This is a genomic window from Rhodovastum atsumiense (genome assembly GCF_937425535.1).
Taxonomy (GTDB): domain Bacteria; phylum Pseudomonadota; class Alphaproteobacteria; order Acetobacterales; family Acetobacteraceae; genus Rhodovastum; species Rhodovastum atsumiense.
The window spans coordinates 3,174,607-3,189,491 of sequence record NZ_OW485601.1; the positions used below are offsets into that span (position 1 = coordinate 3,174,607).

21 protein-coding genes are annotated in these 14,885 nt (G+C 69.2%); 18 read left to right on the forward strand and 3 right to left on the reverse strand.

The annotated features are described in order from the left end of the window. The first annotated feature begins 62 nt into the window (after positions 1-62). From rpsN to NBY65_RS14505, 16 genes are all read left to right on the forward strand, one after another. Positions 63-368, forward strand: coding sequence for a 30S ribosomal protein S14 (rpsN, locus tag NBY65_RS14430; protein WP_150040708.1), 306 nt, complete (start codon positions 63-65; stop codon positions 366-368). Positions 369-383: 15 nt separating this feature from the next. Then, positions 384-782, forward strand: a complete 399-nt coding sequence (gene rpsH / locus NBY65_RS14435; RefSeq protein ID WP_150040709.1) for a 30S ribosomal protein S8 — start codon at positions 384-386, stop codon at positions 780-782. A 10-nt stretch (positions 783-792) separates the two neighbouring features. Continuing rightward, entirely contained in the window at positions 793-1,326 is a 534-nt protein-coding gene (gene rplF, locus NBY65_RS14440) for a 50S ribosomal protein L6 (protein WP_150040710.1), read from the forward strand. 1 nt (position 1,327) lies between these two features. Further along, entirely contained in the window at positions 1,328-1,690 is a 363-nt protein-coding gene (rplR, locus tag NBY65_RS14445) for a 50S ribosomal protein L18 (protein ID WP_150040711.1), read from the forward strand. 11 nt (positions 1,691-1,701) lie between these two features. Next, the gene (gene rpsE, locus NBY65_RS14450) at positions 1,702-2,313 is read left to right on the forward strand and encodes a 30S ribosomal protein S5 (RefSeq protein ID WP_150040712.1); all 612 of its coding nucleotides are present in this window, start codon (positions 1,702-1,704) and stop codon (positions 2,311-2,313) included. Further along, the gene (gene rpmD / locus NBY65_RS14455) at positions 2,306-2,500 is read left to right on the forward strand and encodes a 50S ribosomal protein L30 (protein WP_150040713.1); all 195 of its coding nucleotides are present in this window, start codon (positions 2,306-2,308) and stop codon (positions 2,498-2,500) included. Before rpsE ends, rpmD begins: the two co-directional genes overlap by 8 nt. A 34-nt stretch (positions 2,501-2,534) precedes the next feature. Beyond that, a complete protein-coding gene (gene rplO, locus NBY65_RS14460) occupies positions 2,535-3,023 on the forward strand; it encodes a 50S ribosomal protein L15 (RefSeq protein WP_150040714.1) in 489 nt (162 codons plus the stop codon). 99 nt (positions 3,024-3,122) lie between these two features. Then, the gene (gene secY, locus NBY65_RS14465) at positions 3,123-4,469 is read left to right on the forward strand and encodes a preprotein translocase subunit SecY (protein WP_150040715.1); all 1,347 of its coding nucleotides are present in this window, start codon (positions 3,123-3,125) and stop codon (positions 4,467-4,469) included. Continuing rightward, positions 4,466-5,119 carry an adenylate kinase gene (locus NBY65_RS14470; protein ID WP_150040716.1) on the forward strand — a complete coding sequence of 218 codons (654 nt, stop codon included), beginning with the start codon at positions 4,466-4,468 and terminating at the stop codon, positions 5,117-5,119. The genes secY and NBY65_RS14470 overlap by 4 nt, the downstream gene beginning before the upstream one ends. Positions 5,120-5,352: 233 nt before the next feature. Then, positions 5,353-5,730: a 30S ribosomal protein S13 gene (gene rpsM / locus NBY65_RS14475; RefSeq protein ID WP_150040717.1), complete on the forward strand. Its 378-nt coding sequence runs from the start codon at positions 5,353-5,355 to the stop codon at positions 5,728-5,730. 105 nt (positions 5,731-5,835) lie between these two features. Then, positions 5,836-6,234, forward strand: a complete 399-nt coding sequence (rpsK, locus tag NBY65_RS14480; protein WP_150040718.1) for a 30S ribosomal protein S11 — start codon at positions 5,836-5,838, stop codon at positions 6,232-6,234. A gap of 79 nt (positions 6,235-6,313) precedes the next feature. Further along, positions 6,314-7,333 (forward strand): DNA-directed RNA polymerase subunit alpha, encoded by a 1,020-nt coding sequence (locus NBY65_RS14485; RefSeq protein WP_150040719.1) that lies wholly within the window; start codon positions 6,314-6,316, stop codon positions 7,331-7,333. A 22-nt stretch (positions 7,334-7,355) separates the two neighbouring features. Next, a complete protein-coding gene (gene rplQ, locus NBY65_RS14490) occupies positions 7,356-7,787 on the forward strand; it encodes a 50S ribosomal protein L17 (RefSeq protein ID WP_150040720.1) in 432 nt (143 codons plus the stop codon). A gap of 387 nt (positions 7,788-8,174) precedes the next feature. Further along, positions 8,175-9,518, forward strand: coding sequence for a cysteine--tRNA ligase (gene cysS, locus NBY65_RS14495; protein ID WP_150040721.1), 1,344 nt, complete (start codon positions 8,175-8,177; stop codon positions 9,516-9,518). 17 nt (positions 9,519-9,535) lie between these two features. Next, on the forward strand, positions 9,536-9,946 hold the full coding sequence (copM, locus tag NBY65_RS14500; protein WP_150040722.1) for a CopM family metallochaperone: 411 nt from the start codon (positions 9,536-9,538) through the stop codon (positions 9,944-9,946). A gap of 23 nt (positions 9,947-9,969) precedes the next feature. Next, entirely contained in the window at positions 9,970-10,758 is a 789-nt protein-coding gene (locus NBY65_RS14505) for an RNA methyltransferase (protein ID WP_150040723.1), read from the forward strand. Between the two features lie 81 nt (positions 10,759-10,839). Here the strand turns inward: NBY65_RS14505 and NBY65_RS14510 are convergent, their stop codons facing one another. After that, positions 10,840-11,868, reverse strand: a complete 1,029-nt coding sequence (locus NBY65_RS14510) for an aldo/keto reductase (protein ID WP_150043984.1) — start codon at positions 11,866-11,868, stop codon at positions 10,840-10,842. Positions 11,869-11,964: 96 nt separating this feature from the next. Between NBY65_RS14510 and NBY65_RS14515 the strand changes: the two genes are divergently transcribed. Next, a complete protein-coding gene (locus tag NBY65_RS14515) occupies positions 11,965-12,861 on the forward strand; it encodes a LysR family transcriptional regulator (RefSeq protein ID WP_239003055.1) in 897 nt (298 codons plus the stop codon). Between the two features lie 19 nt (positions 12,862-12,880). On the opposite strand, the gene NBY65_RS14520 is transcribed toward NBY65_RS14515, so the two are convergent. After that, complete coding sequence (locus tag NBY65_RS14520; protein ID WP_162530804.1) at positions 12,881-13,276, reverse strand: rhodanese-like domain-containing protein; 396 nt, start codon at positions 13,274-13,276, stop codon at positions 12,881-12,883. Between the two features lie 343 nt (positions 13,277-13,619). Between NBY65_RS14520 and NBY65_RS14525 the strand changes: the two genes are divergently transcribed. Next, entirely contained in the window at positions 13,620-14,231 is a 612-nt protein-coding gene (locus NBY65_RS14525; protein WP_203330664.1) for a PadR family transcriptional regulator, read from the forward strand. Positions 14,232-14,250: 19 nt separating this feature from the next. Here NBY65_RS14525 and NBY65_RS14530 read toward each other — a convergent pair whose 3' ends face one another. Beyond that, on the reverse strand, positions 14,251-14,853 hold the full coding sequence (locus NBY65_RS14530; protein WP_150043990.1) for a Tll0287-like domain-containing protein: 603 nt from the start codon (positions 14,851-14,853) through the stop codon (positions 14,251-14,253). Between the last annotated feature and the right edge of the window lie 32 nt (positions 14,854-14,885).

Genomic DNA, 14,885 nt, shown 5'->3' on the forward strand with positions numbered 1-14,885 from the left:
ACGTGAAGCTGTTTGGGAAAACCGCCGGCCACGTGCCGGCAGGTTCCGGAGGGTAAAGAGCCATGGCGAAGACCTCTGCGGTGAACCGCAATGCGCGGCGCGAGCGGATGGCGGAACGCGATCGGACGAAGCGCGCCGCGCTGAAGGCCATCGTGATGGACCGTTCGAGCCCGGTCGAGGACCGGTTCGATGCGACGTTGAAGCTGGCGCAGCTGCCGCGCAACGGGGCGAAGGTGCGGGTGCGCCTGCGTTGCGCCCTGACCGGCCGCCCGCGCGGCAACTACCGCAAGTTCAAGCTGTCGCGAAACATGCTGCGCGAGCTGGCCAGTTCCGGCCAGATCCCCGGCATGGTGAAGGCGAGCTGGTAAGGAAGACCTGGGAAGATGGCTCTATCCGATCCCCTGGGCGACATGCTGGCCCGCATCCGCAACGCGCAGCGTTCGCGGCATGCCATGTGCCTGTCCCCCAATTCCCGCCTGCGCCAGAACGTGCTCGATGTGCTGCGGCGTGAAGGCTACATCCGTGGCTTCAGCACCGAGGACCTGCGTCCGGGCGTGTCGCAGATCCGCATCGAGCTGAAGTACAACGACGGCGAGCCGGTCATCAAGGAGATCACCCGCATCTCCAAGCCCGGTCGTCGCGTGTATTCGAAGATCCGGGAGCTGCCGAAGGTCTATGCCGGCCTTGGCATTTCCATCCTGTCCACCCCTCGCGGGGTGCTGAGCGATGCCGAGGCCCGCGCCGCCAATGTCGGCGGCGAGGTCCTCTGCCGCGTGTTCTGAGGGGCAGGCGATGTCACGCGTCGGAAAACATCCGGTCGAGATTCCCGCGGGCGTGCAGGTCGCGATCGCGGGCCGCACCCTTACCGCCAAGGGCAAGCTCGGCGAGCTGAAGCTCGAGCTTACCGAGCTGGTGGACACCAAGGTCGAAGGCAGCAAGGTGACCGTGTCGCCGCGCGACGCGACCACCCCGTCCCGCATGATGTGGGGCACCACGCGCGCGCTGGTCGCGAGCATGGTGCGCGGCGTCAGCCAGGGCTACTCCAAGACCATGGAGATCACCGGCACCGGCTACCGTGCCGCGGTGCAGGGCGACAAGCTGGTGATGAACCTGGGCTTCTCGCATGACGTGGTCTACCCGATCCCGCAGGGCATCAAGGTGACCTGCGAGAAGCCGACCTCGATCAAGGTCGAGGGCGTGGACAAGCGGCTGGTCGGGCAGGTCTGCGCCGAGCTTCGCACCTGGCGTCCGCCCGAGCCCTACAAGGGCAAGGGCATGAAGTTCGAGGGCGAGCAGATCCTGCGCAAGGAAGGCAAGAAGAAGTAACATGAGCGCGAACCAGGATTTGGCGGCGCGCCGTCGGGAGCGGCTGCGTTTCCAGCTTCGCCGCAAGGCCGGTGGACGGCCGCGCCTGTCGGTGTTCCGCTCCGGCAAGAACATCTACGCGCAGGTGATCGACGATTCCGTGGGCCGCACGCTCGCGGCCGCCTCCACGCTCGACAAGACGCTGCGTGAGGGGCTGCGCACCGGCGCCGACAAGGCCGCCGCGGCGGCGGTCGGCAAGCTGGTCGCCGAGCGCGCGCTCGCGGCCGGTGTGAAGGAAGTCGTGTTCGACCGCGGCTCCTACCTGTACCACGGCCGCGTCAAGGCGCTGGCCGACGCCGCCCGCGAGGGCGGGCTGTCCTTCTGAGGGGAATGACGATGGCACGTGAACCGAGGGAAGGCGGCGGCGGACGCGGGCGGGATCGCGACCGTTCGCATGACCGCGAGGCCGGCGACGAGCTGATCGACAAGCTGGTCACCATCAACCGCGTGGCCAAGGTGGTGAAGGGCGGCCGTCGCTTCGCCTTCGCCGCCCTGGTGGTGGTCGGTGACCAGAAGGGCCGCGTCGGCTACGGCGCGGGCAAGGCCCGCGAGGTGCCGGAGGCGATCCGCAAGGCCACCGAGCGCGCCAAGCGCAGCATGATCCGCGTTCCGATGAAGGAAGGCCGCACGCTGCACCATGACGTGCGCGGCAGCTTCGGCGCCGGTGAGGTGGTGCTGCGCTCGGCTTCGGCCGGCACGGGCATCATCGCCGGTGGCCCGATGCGCGCGGTGTTTGAGACGCTGGGCATCGGCGACGTCGTCGCCAAGTCGCTCGGCAGCCGCAACCCGCACAACATGGTCAAGGCCACCTTCGCCGCGCTGACCCGTTGCGCCAGCCCGCGCAGCGTCGCCAGCCGCCGCGGCAAGAAGGTCTCCGACCTGCTCGGCCGCCGCGACCAGCACGCGCCGGCGGCGACCCCGACCGAGGAGGCCCCGGCCCATGGCTGAGTCCGACAAGAAGGTCCGGGTGACGCAGGTCGCCTCCGTGGCCGGGCGCAAGCCCGGCCAGAAGGAGACGCTGATCGGTCTCGGCCTGAACAAGATCCGCCGCACGCGCGAGCTCGAGGACACCCCCTCGGTGCGCGGCATGATCCGCAAGGTTGCCCACCTGGTGAAGGTGGAGGAGCTGTCCTGATCCGCGCCGCGGACCGGGACGGAAGGGAAAAGCGATGAAGCTGAACCAACTGCGTGACAACGCGGGGGCGCGCCTGAAGTCGAAGCGCCTCGGCCGCGGCATCGGCTCCGGCAAGGGCAAGACTTCGGGCAAGGGCGTGAAGGGCCAGAAGGCGCGCGAAGGCGTGGCGCTCAATGGCTTCGAGGGTGGCCAGCTCCCGATCTATCGCCGGCTGCCGAAGCGCGGGTTCACCAACCTGTTCCGCAAGGAATACGCGGCGGTGAACCTCGGCGCGGTGGCCAAGGCGATCGAGGCCGGCCGCATCGACGCCGCCCAGCCGATCACCGAGGACACGCTGCGTGCGGCGGGCCTGGTGCGCGGCGGCAAGGTCGACGGCGTGCGCCTGCTGGCCAGCGGCGAGATCGGCCGCGCGGTCACCATCACGGTCTCCGGCGCTTCGGCGGCGGCGGTCGCGGCGGTGCAGGCCGCCGGCGGCAGCGTGACCACCACGGTGGCCAAGGCCGAAGCGGCTCCGGCCGCCTGAGGCGCTTGCGCCGTGGCGCTTGCGCGCGGCAAGATGAAACAACCAGGCGGCGCCCTCGGGACCCCCCGTGCGGCGCCGTCGTCTTGATCGGGGACCGCCATGGCGTCGGCAGCCGAGCAGCTCGCGGCAAACCTCAACCTCGGTGTGCTGTCCAAGGCCACCGAACTGAAGAAGCGCATCTGGTTCACCCTGGGGGCGCTGCTGGTCTATCGGATCGGCACCTACATTCCCGTCCCGGGCGTCGACGCGTCCGTGATGGGCGAGATGCTGCAGCAGCATGGCGGCGGCATCCTTGGCATGTTCGACATGTTCAGCGGCGGTGCGCTCGGGCGCATGACCGTGTTCGCACTGAACATCATGCCCTACATCTCGGCCAGCATCATCGTGCAGTTGATGGGCAGCGCCGTCCCTTCGCTGGAGGCGCTGAAGAAGGAAGGCGAATCCGGGCGCAAGAAGCTCAACCAGTACACGCGCTACCTGACGGTGCTGATCGCCATGTTCCAGTCCTACGGCATCGCCGTCGGGCTCGAGAGCATGCATGGCAGCTTCGGCGCGGCGGTGATCGATCCCGGCCTGTTCTTCCGCCTGTCCTGCGTGATCAGCCTGGTCGGCGGCACCATGTTCCTGATGTGGCTCGGTGAGCAGATCACCGCGCGCGGCATCGGCAACGGCACCAGCCTGATCATCATGGCCGGCATCGTCGCCAACGTGCCGCATGCCCTGGCCAACCTGCTCGAACTCGGCCGCACCGGTGCGCTGAGCGCCGCGTTCATCCTGGTGTTCATGGCGGTCGCGGTCGCGGTGGTCGCCTTCGTGGTGTACATCGAACGCGCGCAGCGCCGCATCATCGTGCAGTACCCGAAGCGGCAGGTCGGCAACCGCATGTTCGGCGGCGACTCGACGCACATGCCGCTGAAGGTGAACACCTCGGGCGTGATCCCGCCGATCTTCGCGAGCTCGATCCTGCTGGTGCCGGCGACCCTCTCCGGCTTCGCGGGCGCGAGCGGCCAGTCGGGCTGGGTGGAGTGGATCGCCGGGTTCTTCGCCCACGGCACGCTGCTGTACATGCTGACCTACGCAGCGCTGATCATCTTCTTCAGCTACTTCTACACCGCCGTGGTGTTCAACCCGACCGAGACCGCGGACAACCTGAAGAAGTATGGCGGCTTCATTCCCGGCATCCGTCCGGGCCAGGCCACCTCGGATTATTTCGACCACATCCTCACCCGCCTGACCACGATCGGTGCCATCTACCTGTGCGCGGTCTGCCTGCTGCCGGAATTCCTGATCAGCAATTATGGCGTTCCGTTCTATTTTGGTGGTACTTCGCTCTTGATCATTGTTTCGGTGACCATGGATACGGTCACCCAGATCCAGTCCCACCTGCTTGCGCACCAGTATGAGGGACTGATCAAGAAGGCGCGCGTAAAGGGACGTGGACGGTGAACCTCATTCTTCTCGGCCCCCCGGGGGCGGGCAAGGGCACCCAGGCGAAGCGGCTGCAGGATCGCTACGGCATCGTGCAGATTTCCACTGGTGACATGCTGCGCGCGGAAGTCGCGGCCGGCAGCGACATCGGCCGCGAGGCCAAGGCGGTCATGGAGGCGGGCAAGCTCGTCTCCGACGACATCCTTATTCGCATGCTCGGCAGCCGGATCGCCCGGCCCGATGCGGCCAAGGGCTTCATTCTCGACGGCTTCCCCCGCACCGTGCCGCAGGCCGAGGCGCTGGACGGCATGCTGGCGGAGAAGGGGCTGAAGCTCGACGCGGTGATCCAGCTCAAGGTCGATGACGCCGCCCTGGTGGAGCGTATCGCCGGCCGGTACACCTGCGCCAAATGCGGCGCCGGCTATCACGACCATTTCCAGAAGCCGAAGGTCGCGGGCGTCTGCGACAGTTGCGGCTCGACCGGGTTCACCCGGCGCGCCGACGACAATCGCGAGACCGTCGCCGCCCGGCTGGAAGCCTATCATCGGCAGACTGCGCCGATCCTGCCGCACTATGCGGCCCAGGGGAAGCTGCAGGACGTCGACGGCATGGCCGAGATCGACGAGGTCACGCAGCAACTGACCGCGATTCTCGACAAGGCAGCGTAAAAGGCGCACGGTGGCGGGGGAGGTTTGCGATCACGATAAGTTGATCGCATTGCGTTGACTCGTTTTTCCCCGCCGCTATAGTGCGCGCCCTTGGCGGCCCCACCTGGGTGAGGGCCGTTCCTGCGTTTTTTACCCAAGCCTCGATGGGCCGCGCGTTCGGCGAGGCAGCAGCCGCCGGGCGCCGCATGCGTCGGGCCTGCGGGGGCATCCCCGCATTGAAGGAGTGAGTGGGCGTGGCGCGTATTGCCGGCGTGAATATCCCGACCAACAAGCGGGTGACGATCAGCCTCCGCTATATCTATGGCATCGGTCCGGCCAAGGCGCAGGAGATCTGCGACCGGCTCGGCATCACCGAGGAGCGGCGGGTCAACCAGCTCTCCGACGAGGAGGTGCTGAAGATCCGCGAACTGATCGACCGCGAGTATCGCGTCGAAGGCGACCTGCGGCGTGAAGTTGCGATGAACATCAAGCGGCTGATGGACCTGGGCTGCTACCGCGGCCTGCGGCATCGCCGTGGCCTGCCGGTGCGCGGCCAGCGCACCCACACCAACGCCCGCACCCGCAAGGGCAAGGCGGTGGCGATCGCCGGCAAGAAGAAGGTGACGAAGTAAGGGCCTCGCCGCCCGTACCGACGTCGCTCCCGCATTTCCGCCGCCCTTGCCGGCCGCCCCACGGCCGGCAAGGGCCGCCCAGGATTGGACAGGATACAGACCGACATGGCGAAGCCCGCCGCCGCATCGTCGCGCCCCCGCAAGAAGGAGCGCAAGAACATCACCTCCGGCGTGGCCCACGTGGCCGCGACGTTCAACAACACCATGATCACCATCACCGACGCGCAGGGCAACGCCATCGCCTGGTCGTCGTCCGGCAGCCAGGGCTTCAAGGGCAGCCGGAAGTCCACGCCCTATGCTGCCCAGGTCGCCGCCGAGGATGCCGGCAAGAAGGCCCGCGAGCACGGCATGGAGACGCTGGAGATCGAGGTGAGCGGTCCCGGCTCGGGTCGCGAGAGCGCGCTGCGTGCGCTGCAGGCCGTCGGCTTCGCGATCACCGCGATCCGCGACATGACCCCGATCCCGCACAACGGCTGCCGTCCGCGCAAGCGCCGGCGCGTCTGAGGCGACAAGCCTGAGTACAGACGCCCTGGCCCGCGCCGGCTCGGCGCGTGCCGCCCACCCCGTTCCCATGAGGCCGAGTGTGGCATTGCAGAAGAACTGGCAGTCCCTGATCAAGCCCGAAAAGATGGAGGTCGAGCCGGGCGGCGATCCGTCGCGCGTCGCGACCATCATCGCCGAGCCTCTCGAGCGCGGCTTCGGCATGACCCTGGGCAACGCGCTGCGCCGTGTGCTGCTGTCCTCGCTGCAAGGCGCGGCGGTGACCGCCCTGCAGATCGACGGCGTGCTGCACGAATTCAGCAGCATCCCCGGCGTGCGCGAGGACGTCACCGACATCGTGCTCAACGTCAAGCAACTGGCGTTGCGCATGCACGGTGACGGGCCCAAGCGCATGAGCCTGACCGCGACCGGCCCCGGCGAAGTGCGCGCCGGCCAGATCCAGACCGGCCACGACATCGAGGTGATGAACCCCGAGCTGGTGCTGTGCACGCTGGACGAAGGCGTGAAGCTCGGCATGGAGTTCACGGTCAACGTCAACAAGGGCTACGTGCCCGCCGCCGCCAACCGCCCGGAAGACGCGCCGATCGGCCTGATCCCGGTCGATGCGATCTACTCGCCGGTGCGCCGCGTGTCGTACAAGGTGGAGCCGACCCGCGTCGGCCAGGTCACCGACTACGACAAGCTGCTGCTGACGGTGGAGACCAACGGCGCGGTCACGCCCGAGGACGCGGTGGCACTCGCGGCCCGCATCCTGCAGGACCAGCTGCAGCTCTTCATCAACTTCGAAGAGCCCCAGGCGGTCCGGCACGAGGAGCCGCAGGACGACCTGCCGTTCAACCGGAACCTGCTGCGCAAGGTGGACGAGCTGGAATTGTCGGTGCGCAGCGCCAACTGCCTGAAGAACGACAACATCGTCTATATCGGCGACCTGGTGCAGAAGTCCGAGCAGGAAATGCTGCGCACGCCGAATTTCGGACGGAAGTCGCTGAACGAGATCAAGGAGGTACTCGCCTCCATGGGCCTCAGCCTCGGCATGACGGTGGCCGGCTGGCCGCCCGAGAACGTGGAAGAACTCGCCAAGCGGCTGGAAGAGCCGTTCTGAACGGCGCGAACGGAGTAGGACGATGCGTCACGGAGTTGCCGGGCGGAAGCTCGGCGTCACGACCAGCCACCGCTTTGCCATGTTCCGCAACATGGCTCATGCGCTCATCAAGCACGAGCAGATCACCACGACCCTGCCCAAGGCCAAGGAACTGCGGCCGGTCGCGGAGAAGCTGATCACCCTGGGCAAGCGCGGCGGCCTGCACGCCCGCCGGCAGGCCTATGCCCAACTGCGCGACGACGTGATCGTCGACAAGCTCTTCACCACGCTGGCCGACCGCTACAAGGAACGTAAGGGTGGCTATACCCGCGTCCTGAAGGCGGGCACCCGCTACGGTGACGCCGCCAGCATGGCCGTGATCGAGCTGGTCGACCGTGACCCGTCGGCGAAGGGCCGCGACAGCGGGCAGGCTCCGGAAGCCGCGGAGGAAACCAGCGAAGGCGCGACCGAGTAAGTCGCTCCCTCCCTCCGCGCCCACGGCATCGGACCGGCCCTTCGGCCGGTCTTTTGCTGTCTGCGCGGGGCGCTGCCCCGCCCCCGCCAGGAGGCTTCGCCTCTGGACTCCGGCAGGGGTCGAAGACCCCTGCACCCCATTATTCGGTTCCTGGGAGGGGGGCGGAACCGGCACGGCCCGTCACCGGCGAGGTCGGCCCCCCTCCCAGGAACCGAATCGGGATCCAAGGGCCTACGGCCCGTCGCGCGACGGCGCGCATTCGCACGACGTGGAGGTCCAGGAGGCGAAGCCTCCTGGTAGGGTGCGGGGCAACGCCCCGCGCAGACGATTGATTTGGCGAGCGGGCTGGCCGACAAAGCTGGTCCAAGCCTGCGGAGACTGGCCAAGATGCCCGAGTTGCGCCTGCACAACAGCCTGACCCGTCAGAAAGAGCGGTTCGAGCCGCTCGATCCTGGTCATGTGCGCTTGTACGTGTGTGGGCCGACCGTTTATGACCTGGCGCATCTGGGCAATGCGCGGCCGGTGGTGGTGTTCGACGTGCTGGCGCGACTGCTGCGGCGCCTGTATCCGCGCGTCACCTATGTCCGCAACATCACCGACGTGGACGACAAGATCAACGCGCGCGCGCAGCAGAGCGGCGAGCCAATCGGCGCCATCACCGCCCGCACCACCGCCGACTACCATGCCGACATGGTGGCCCTTGGGGCCTCGCCGCCCGATGTGGAACCGCGGGCCACCGCGCACATCGCCGAGATGATCGCGCTGATCGAGCGCCTTGTCGCCAATGGCCATGCCTATGTGGCCGAGGGCCATGTGCTGTTCGCCGTCGGCAGCTTCCCGGGGTACGGCCGGCTGTCCGGGCGCAGCCCCGACGAGTTGCAGGCGGGGGCGCGGGTCGATGTCGCGCCGTACAAGCGCGATGCCGGTGATTTCGTGCTGTGGAAGCCCTCGACGCCGGAGCTGCCGGGCTGGGACAGCCCGTGGGGGCGGGGCCGCCCGGGCTGGCACATCGAGTGCAGCGCCATGTCCTGGCGCTATCTGGGCGAGACCTTCGATATCCATGGCGGCGGCACCGACCTGATCTTCCCGCACCACGAGAACGAACTGGCGCAGTCGGTCTGCGCCTTCCCCGGCAGCCGCTTCGCCCGGGTCTGGGTGCATAACGGCATGCTGTTGGTGAACGGCGAGAAGATGTCGAAGAGCCTCGGCAACTTCTTCACCGTGCGCGAGGTGCTGGCCAAGGCACCGGGCGAGGCGATCCGGCTGCTGTTGCTGCGGGCGCAGTATCGGGCCGTGCTCGATTTCTCCGATGCGGGCCTGGCGGAGACACGCGGCGAGCTCGACCGCTGGTATCGCGCGCTGGAGCGCACGCCGGGGGAAGCGGGCGGGGATGTGCCGGAAGCGGTGCTGGACGCGCTGTGCGACGACCTCAACACGCCGCTGGCGATCTCCGCCATGCATGGTCTGGCCGATGCGGCGCTGGCCGGGGATGTGGCGGCGGCGACGGGATTGCGCGCCGCGGGATCGCTGCTGGGGGTGCTGCAGCAGGATCCGGGGGACTGGTTCCGCGGCGGGCTGGACGGTGGCGCCATCGAGGCGCGCATCGCCGAGCGGACCGCTGCCCGCAAGGCGCGTGATTTCGCCCGGGCCGACGCGATCCGCCGCGCGCTGGAGGCCGAGGGGGTGGTGCTGGAGGACGGGCCGAAGGGGACGACGTGGCGGCGGGCCTGATCAGGGAGAAGGACGCGATGCGCGTGATGCTGCCGTTGGCCGCCCTGCTGCTGTGCGGGGCGATGATCCTGGTGCCGCGTGGCCCCGCCGGGGCGCAGGCGCTGCCGCATCACCATGGGGGGGCGGCCAGCGAGGCGGCGGCGCGGGTCGACATCCCGCCGGCGCCGGCCGATGCCGCGGCGATCGCCGGCTACGAGGCGGCGATGCGCCGGATGCACGAGCAGATGAACGTGCCCTGGTCGGGCAACGCGGACCGCGACTTCGTGCTGGCGATGATCCCGCATCACCAGGGCGCCGTGGACATGGCGCAGGTGCTGCTGCAGCACGGCAGCGACCCGCAGATCCGCAAGCTCGCCGAGGATGTCATCAGGACGCAGCAGGCGGAGATCGCGATGATGCGCGCCTGGCTGGCGGCTCACCCGAAGTGACGGAAGCAGAAACGGAAAACGACGTGACCGGACGTGATGGCGGGGCGGACCTGCACCCAATTGGCAACAGCCCGGTGGTGGTGCTGGTGCGCCCGCAGCTTGCCGACAATATCGGCGCGGTCGCCCGCGCCATGGCCAATGGCGGCCTGTTCCATTTGCGCCTGGTCGCCCCGCGCGACGGCTGGCCGCAGGAGAAGGCCTGGCGCAACGCCTCCGGCGCGGACCGCATCCTGGATGCGCTGACGGTGCACGAGAGCGTCGCCGACGCGGTCGCCGACCTGCACCATGTCTTCGCCACCTGCCCGCGGCCGCGCCACATCGTCAAGCCGGTGATGACCGCGCGCGGCGCCGCGGCGGAGCTGCGCGCCATCACTGCCCGCGACCTGCGCGTGGGGCTGCTGTTCGGCCCTGAGCGTGCCGGGTTGGACAACGACGACATGGCGCATGCGGACGCGCTGGTGCGCTATCCGCTCAACCCCGCCTTCATGTCGCTCAATCTCGCGCAGGCGGTCATGGTCATGGCCTATGAGTGGTGGTGCGCCGACGAGCCGACCGTGCCGCGCCAGTTGATGACCAACGAAACCCGCATCGCCACCAAGGCGGAGCTGGAGAATTTCCTGACCCACCTGGTCGCCGAGCTGGATGAATGCGGCTTCCTGCGCAACGCGCCGAAGCGCCCGGGGATGGTGCGCAACATCCGGCATTTCTTCCAGCGCGGCGAAGTCACCGAGCAGGAGCTGCGCACGCTGCACGGCGTGGTGACGGAACTGGCGCTGGGGCGGCGGCAGCGCGGACGGGACGAGACCGCGTAAGGCACGTGTAGGGCGGACGCAGTCCGCCATCGCAAGGTTGCCGGCTTGCGTTGGCGGACTGCGTCCGCCCTACATGAGCTTTCAGGTGTTCGGCAGGCTCGGCCCACTTCCGGCGCCGGTGGCCGTGATGGCGGCGCTGATCTCTTCCAGGTCCTGCCGGGTCAGTGTCAGGGTCGCGGCCCCGATCCAGCCATCCACCTGGGCGGCGCTGCGCGCGCCGACGATGGCGCCGCTGACGGCGGGCCAGGCCAGGGTCCAGGCGACTGCGACAGCAGGCACGGTGGCGCCGTGCCGCTGTGCGATCGGCCGCAGCGCCTCGGCCAGTGCCAGGTTGCGCGTCAGTTTCTCACCCAAGAATTCCGGGCTGCGGGAGCGCCAGTCATCGGCCGGCAGCGCCTGTGCCCGCGCGGCCGAGAAGCGGCCGGTGAGCAGCCCGGCCTGCATCGGGCTGTACACGATCACGCCGGTCCCATGGGCCTCGCACCAGGGCAGTTCGGCCGCGGCGACGTCGCGGCGGATCGCCGAGAAGGGCGGCTGCAGCGTGTCCACGTGTCCCACCCGTTCCGCCGCTTCCAGTTGGGCGGCATCGTGGTTGGACAGGCCGACCGCGCGCAGCTTGCCTTCCTGTTTCAGTGCCAGCAGCGTGCCCCAGTAATCTTCCAGCGCTGTGCCGTCATTGGCCGGCCAATGCATCTGGTAGAGATCGATGCGCTCCACGCCGAGCCGCCGCAGCGATGCGTCCACCTCGCGGCGCAGGCTCGCCGCGGCGCCAACGCGGCGCGGCATGGCCTGACGGTCGGCCTCGTCCCAGACCAGGCCGCCCTTGGTGAAGACATAGGGGCGCTCGGAGGCCGGGATGCCGGCGAGCGCTTCCCCGACGACTTCCTCCGAATGGCCCAGCCCGTACACAGCGGCGGTGTCGATCCAGTTGATGCCGCGGCTGACGGCGTGGCGGATGGCGGCAACCGAGTCGCGGTCGTCCTGGCTGCCCCAGCCGACTGCCCAGTCCGGGCCGCCGATCGCCCAGGCGCCGAAGCCGACGCGGGTGATCGCCATGTCGGTGCGGCCGAAGCGGCGGGTGGGAAGCGGTGTCGTCGTGCTGCTGTCCATGCAGGCCTCCTGTCTGGCAGCCAACGTCGTGCGCCGGCATTCGGCTTTCAAATAGATTGGAAAGATGACATTAAGCTGTGCCATTGCTGAATGGGCGTGAGTCCGGTGGAACTGAGGCAGTTGCAGCATTTCCTGGCGGTGGCCGAGGCTCAGCATTTCACCCGCGCCGCGCAGCGGGTGAACATCGTGCAGTCAGCGCTGTCGGCCTCGATCCGGGCACTGGAACAGGAACTGGACGCGAAGCTGTTCGTCCGCAGCACCCGCAGCGTCCGCCTCACCCCGGCCGGCCAGGCGTTTCTGGAGCAGGCGCGGGTGGCGCTGGAGGCAGTGGAGCAGGCACGGCTGGCCGTTGCGGCGGTCAAGGGGCTGCAGCGCGGCACGCTGGGCATCGGCACCGTGCAGAGCCTGCCGGCGTTCCTCGATCTTCCGGCGTTGCTTGCCCGTTTCCATGCGCGGCATCCCGGCATCGAGGTGCGGCTGTGCCAGGGCAGTCCGGCGCATCTGCTGGAGAAGGTCCGCAACGGGCGACTTGATCTGGCCTTCCTGCCGCTCTGCGATGCCTCCGCCGGGATCGCCACCCGGTTGATCGCCTGCGAGGAACTGGTGGTGGCCTGTGCCCCCGCCCATCCCCTCGCGGGGCGGGAGGGGGTGGCCCTGGCGGCGTTGCGGGCGGAAGCCTTCGTCGAGTTCGAGCCGGCCTGGGGCACACGGCAGTTGACCGACCGGGCCTTCCTCGCGGCCGGCCTCGAGCGGCGCATCGCCTTCGAGATCAGCGACCTCGACACCCAGCTCGCGCTGGTGGCCCGCGGGCTGGGCATCGCGCTGGTGCCGGAGGCGGTGGCGGAGGTGCGGCGGTCCTCGCTCGGCATTGCCCGCTTGGCCGGGCCGGAGATCTGCTGGGAACTGGTGGTGGCGACCTCGGTCGAGGGATCAGGTGCGCAGGAGGGCGCCGCGCGGCACTTCCTGGCCCTGCTCGATGCCGTGCCGGCCTAGCGATCCGGACGTCGCGCTTTTATCCGGCGAACTCGTCTTCCGCCGAGAGGCCGCCCTCCAGCGGCAGGTGGCTGTGCCGCCACGCCGCGGTGCCGCCATGCAGCACCGCGAGGTCGCGCAGTCCCGCCACCTGCAGCAACTCTGCTGCCCGCGTGGCGCGCGCGCCGGAGAAGCACACCAGCACGACTTTCCGTTCAGTGCGTGCCACTGCATGCGCCCGGTCGCGCACCCGGCGCAGCGGCAGGTTGCGCGCGCCCGGAATGTGCCAGGCGGCGAACTCGTCGGGTTCCCGTACGTCCAGTACCAGGGCGGGATCGGCGTCCACGAGGCGTCGATGCAGTTCGGTCGGCTCGAGCCGTTCGATCCGCGTTGCCGCCGTGTCGCCCAGCACTTTTTTCCTCAGCATCGCGAACATCACGATTTCTCCGGCCACGAGATCGGTCCGGCGCAGGAAGGCGGCCGGGATTGCAGGGGATACGGGAGCACGACGGGGCAGGGCACACCCGCCGGTCCTGCCAACAGGAGTCCGGGATCTCACCCGAACGGCACCGGCGCCGATGATCCCACGATCCGCCACGGGGCGTCGTTGCGGGACACGGCCTTTCCAAGCCTGGAGCACGACGGAGGCAAGCTCGCAAGTCACGCGGGCGTGGTCAAGCAGGGGAAGTCCGGGAAGGGACGGGGCCGCTATCCCTCGACAGGATGTCCCGCGCCCGTCACAAGGATCATCACGTGCCGCCTTCCCCGGGAGTGACCCCATGGCCCACTCAGATAATCTCCCGTCCAGCTCCGCCCCGCCGACCGGACAGGAATGTCCGTTCGGTCCCGGCTGGGCCGGCATGGGATGTGCGCCCGGGGTGGCCCGCCAGCGCGGCGGGGGCGGGTGCGGGCTGGGCCTCGGGATCGGCCGGCGCCGCGGCCGGGTGTTCGACAACGGTGACCTGCGCCTGCTGATCATGGCGCTGCTCGCCGAGAAGCCGCGCCATGGCTACGAGATCATCAAGGCGCTGGAGCAGTGCGTCGGCCAGGGCTACAGCCCGAGCCCCGGCGTGATCTATCCGACGCTGACCCTGCTTGAGGAACTCGGCCACGCCTCGGTGACCGAGGAGCGGGCCGGCCGCCGGCTCTATGCCCTCACCGAGGCCGGGGCGGCCGATCTGGAGCCGAATCGACCGGCGGTGGAGGCGATCCTCTCGCGCCTGGCCGCCGGTCCGGCGCATCGCGGCATCCCGCCGCAGGTGTTGCGCGCGATGGAGGCGCTTGCCGGCAGCGTGCGGGCGCGCGTGCAGGCGCGTCCGCTGGATGCCGCCGGGATCGAGGCCGTCGCCGCCGCGATCGATGCGGCGGCACGTGCCATCGAGGATCTCTGAATCGGGACTGCGGCCGGCGTCAGGGCCGCGTCTCGGTCCAACTGACCGAGACGGCGCCGCGGATCTCGCCCGGCGCATAGCCGGTGGCGGTGTCCTGTGGATAGGCTTCGGCGATTCGCGCCGCCACCTCCGGCGCAATGGTCCGGCCGTGGCATTGCGTGCACATCTCCGCCATCGGGATCGCCTTCAGCATCCGCACGCTGCGGCCCTGGGGGCCATCGGTCGCCGTCACCGCTTCCAGCCCGGCGGGATCGGCCCCGGCCGCGCGCTGCGTTGCGAAATGTTCGAGCGTCGCCGCTTCCCACGCATCCGGCCGGCCCTTCGGGTTGCGCGCCTTCAGGCTGACGCGCCAGACCGTGGTGCCGGTGCGCGCGCCGATCTCCCGCGCGATCGTCGGGGCCGCTTCCTTGCACACGCCGATTGCAAGAGTCGGCCCGCCGCTGTTCAGGGCACCGAGCAATTGCTGCTTCAGCCTGTCCTGGAATTCCATCGCCACCGCACGGCCTTTGGCCAGGTCCGCCGACGTTCCGCCGCCGGGCGCCGGCGCCTGCGCACCTGCCGGGGTTGCCAGCATGGCCGCCCCCATCACCATCGCTGCCGCGATGCCACGCATCCGTTCCATGGTTCCGCCGTTCCTGCGTCAGTCGCCTGGAA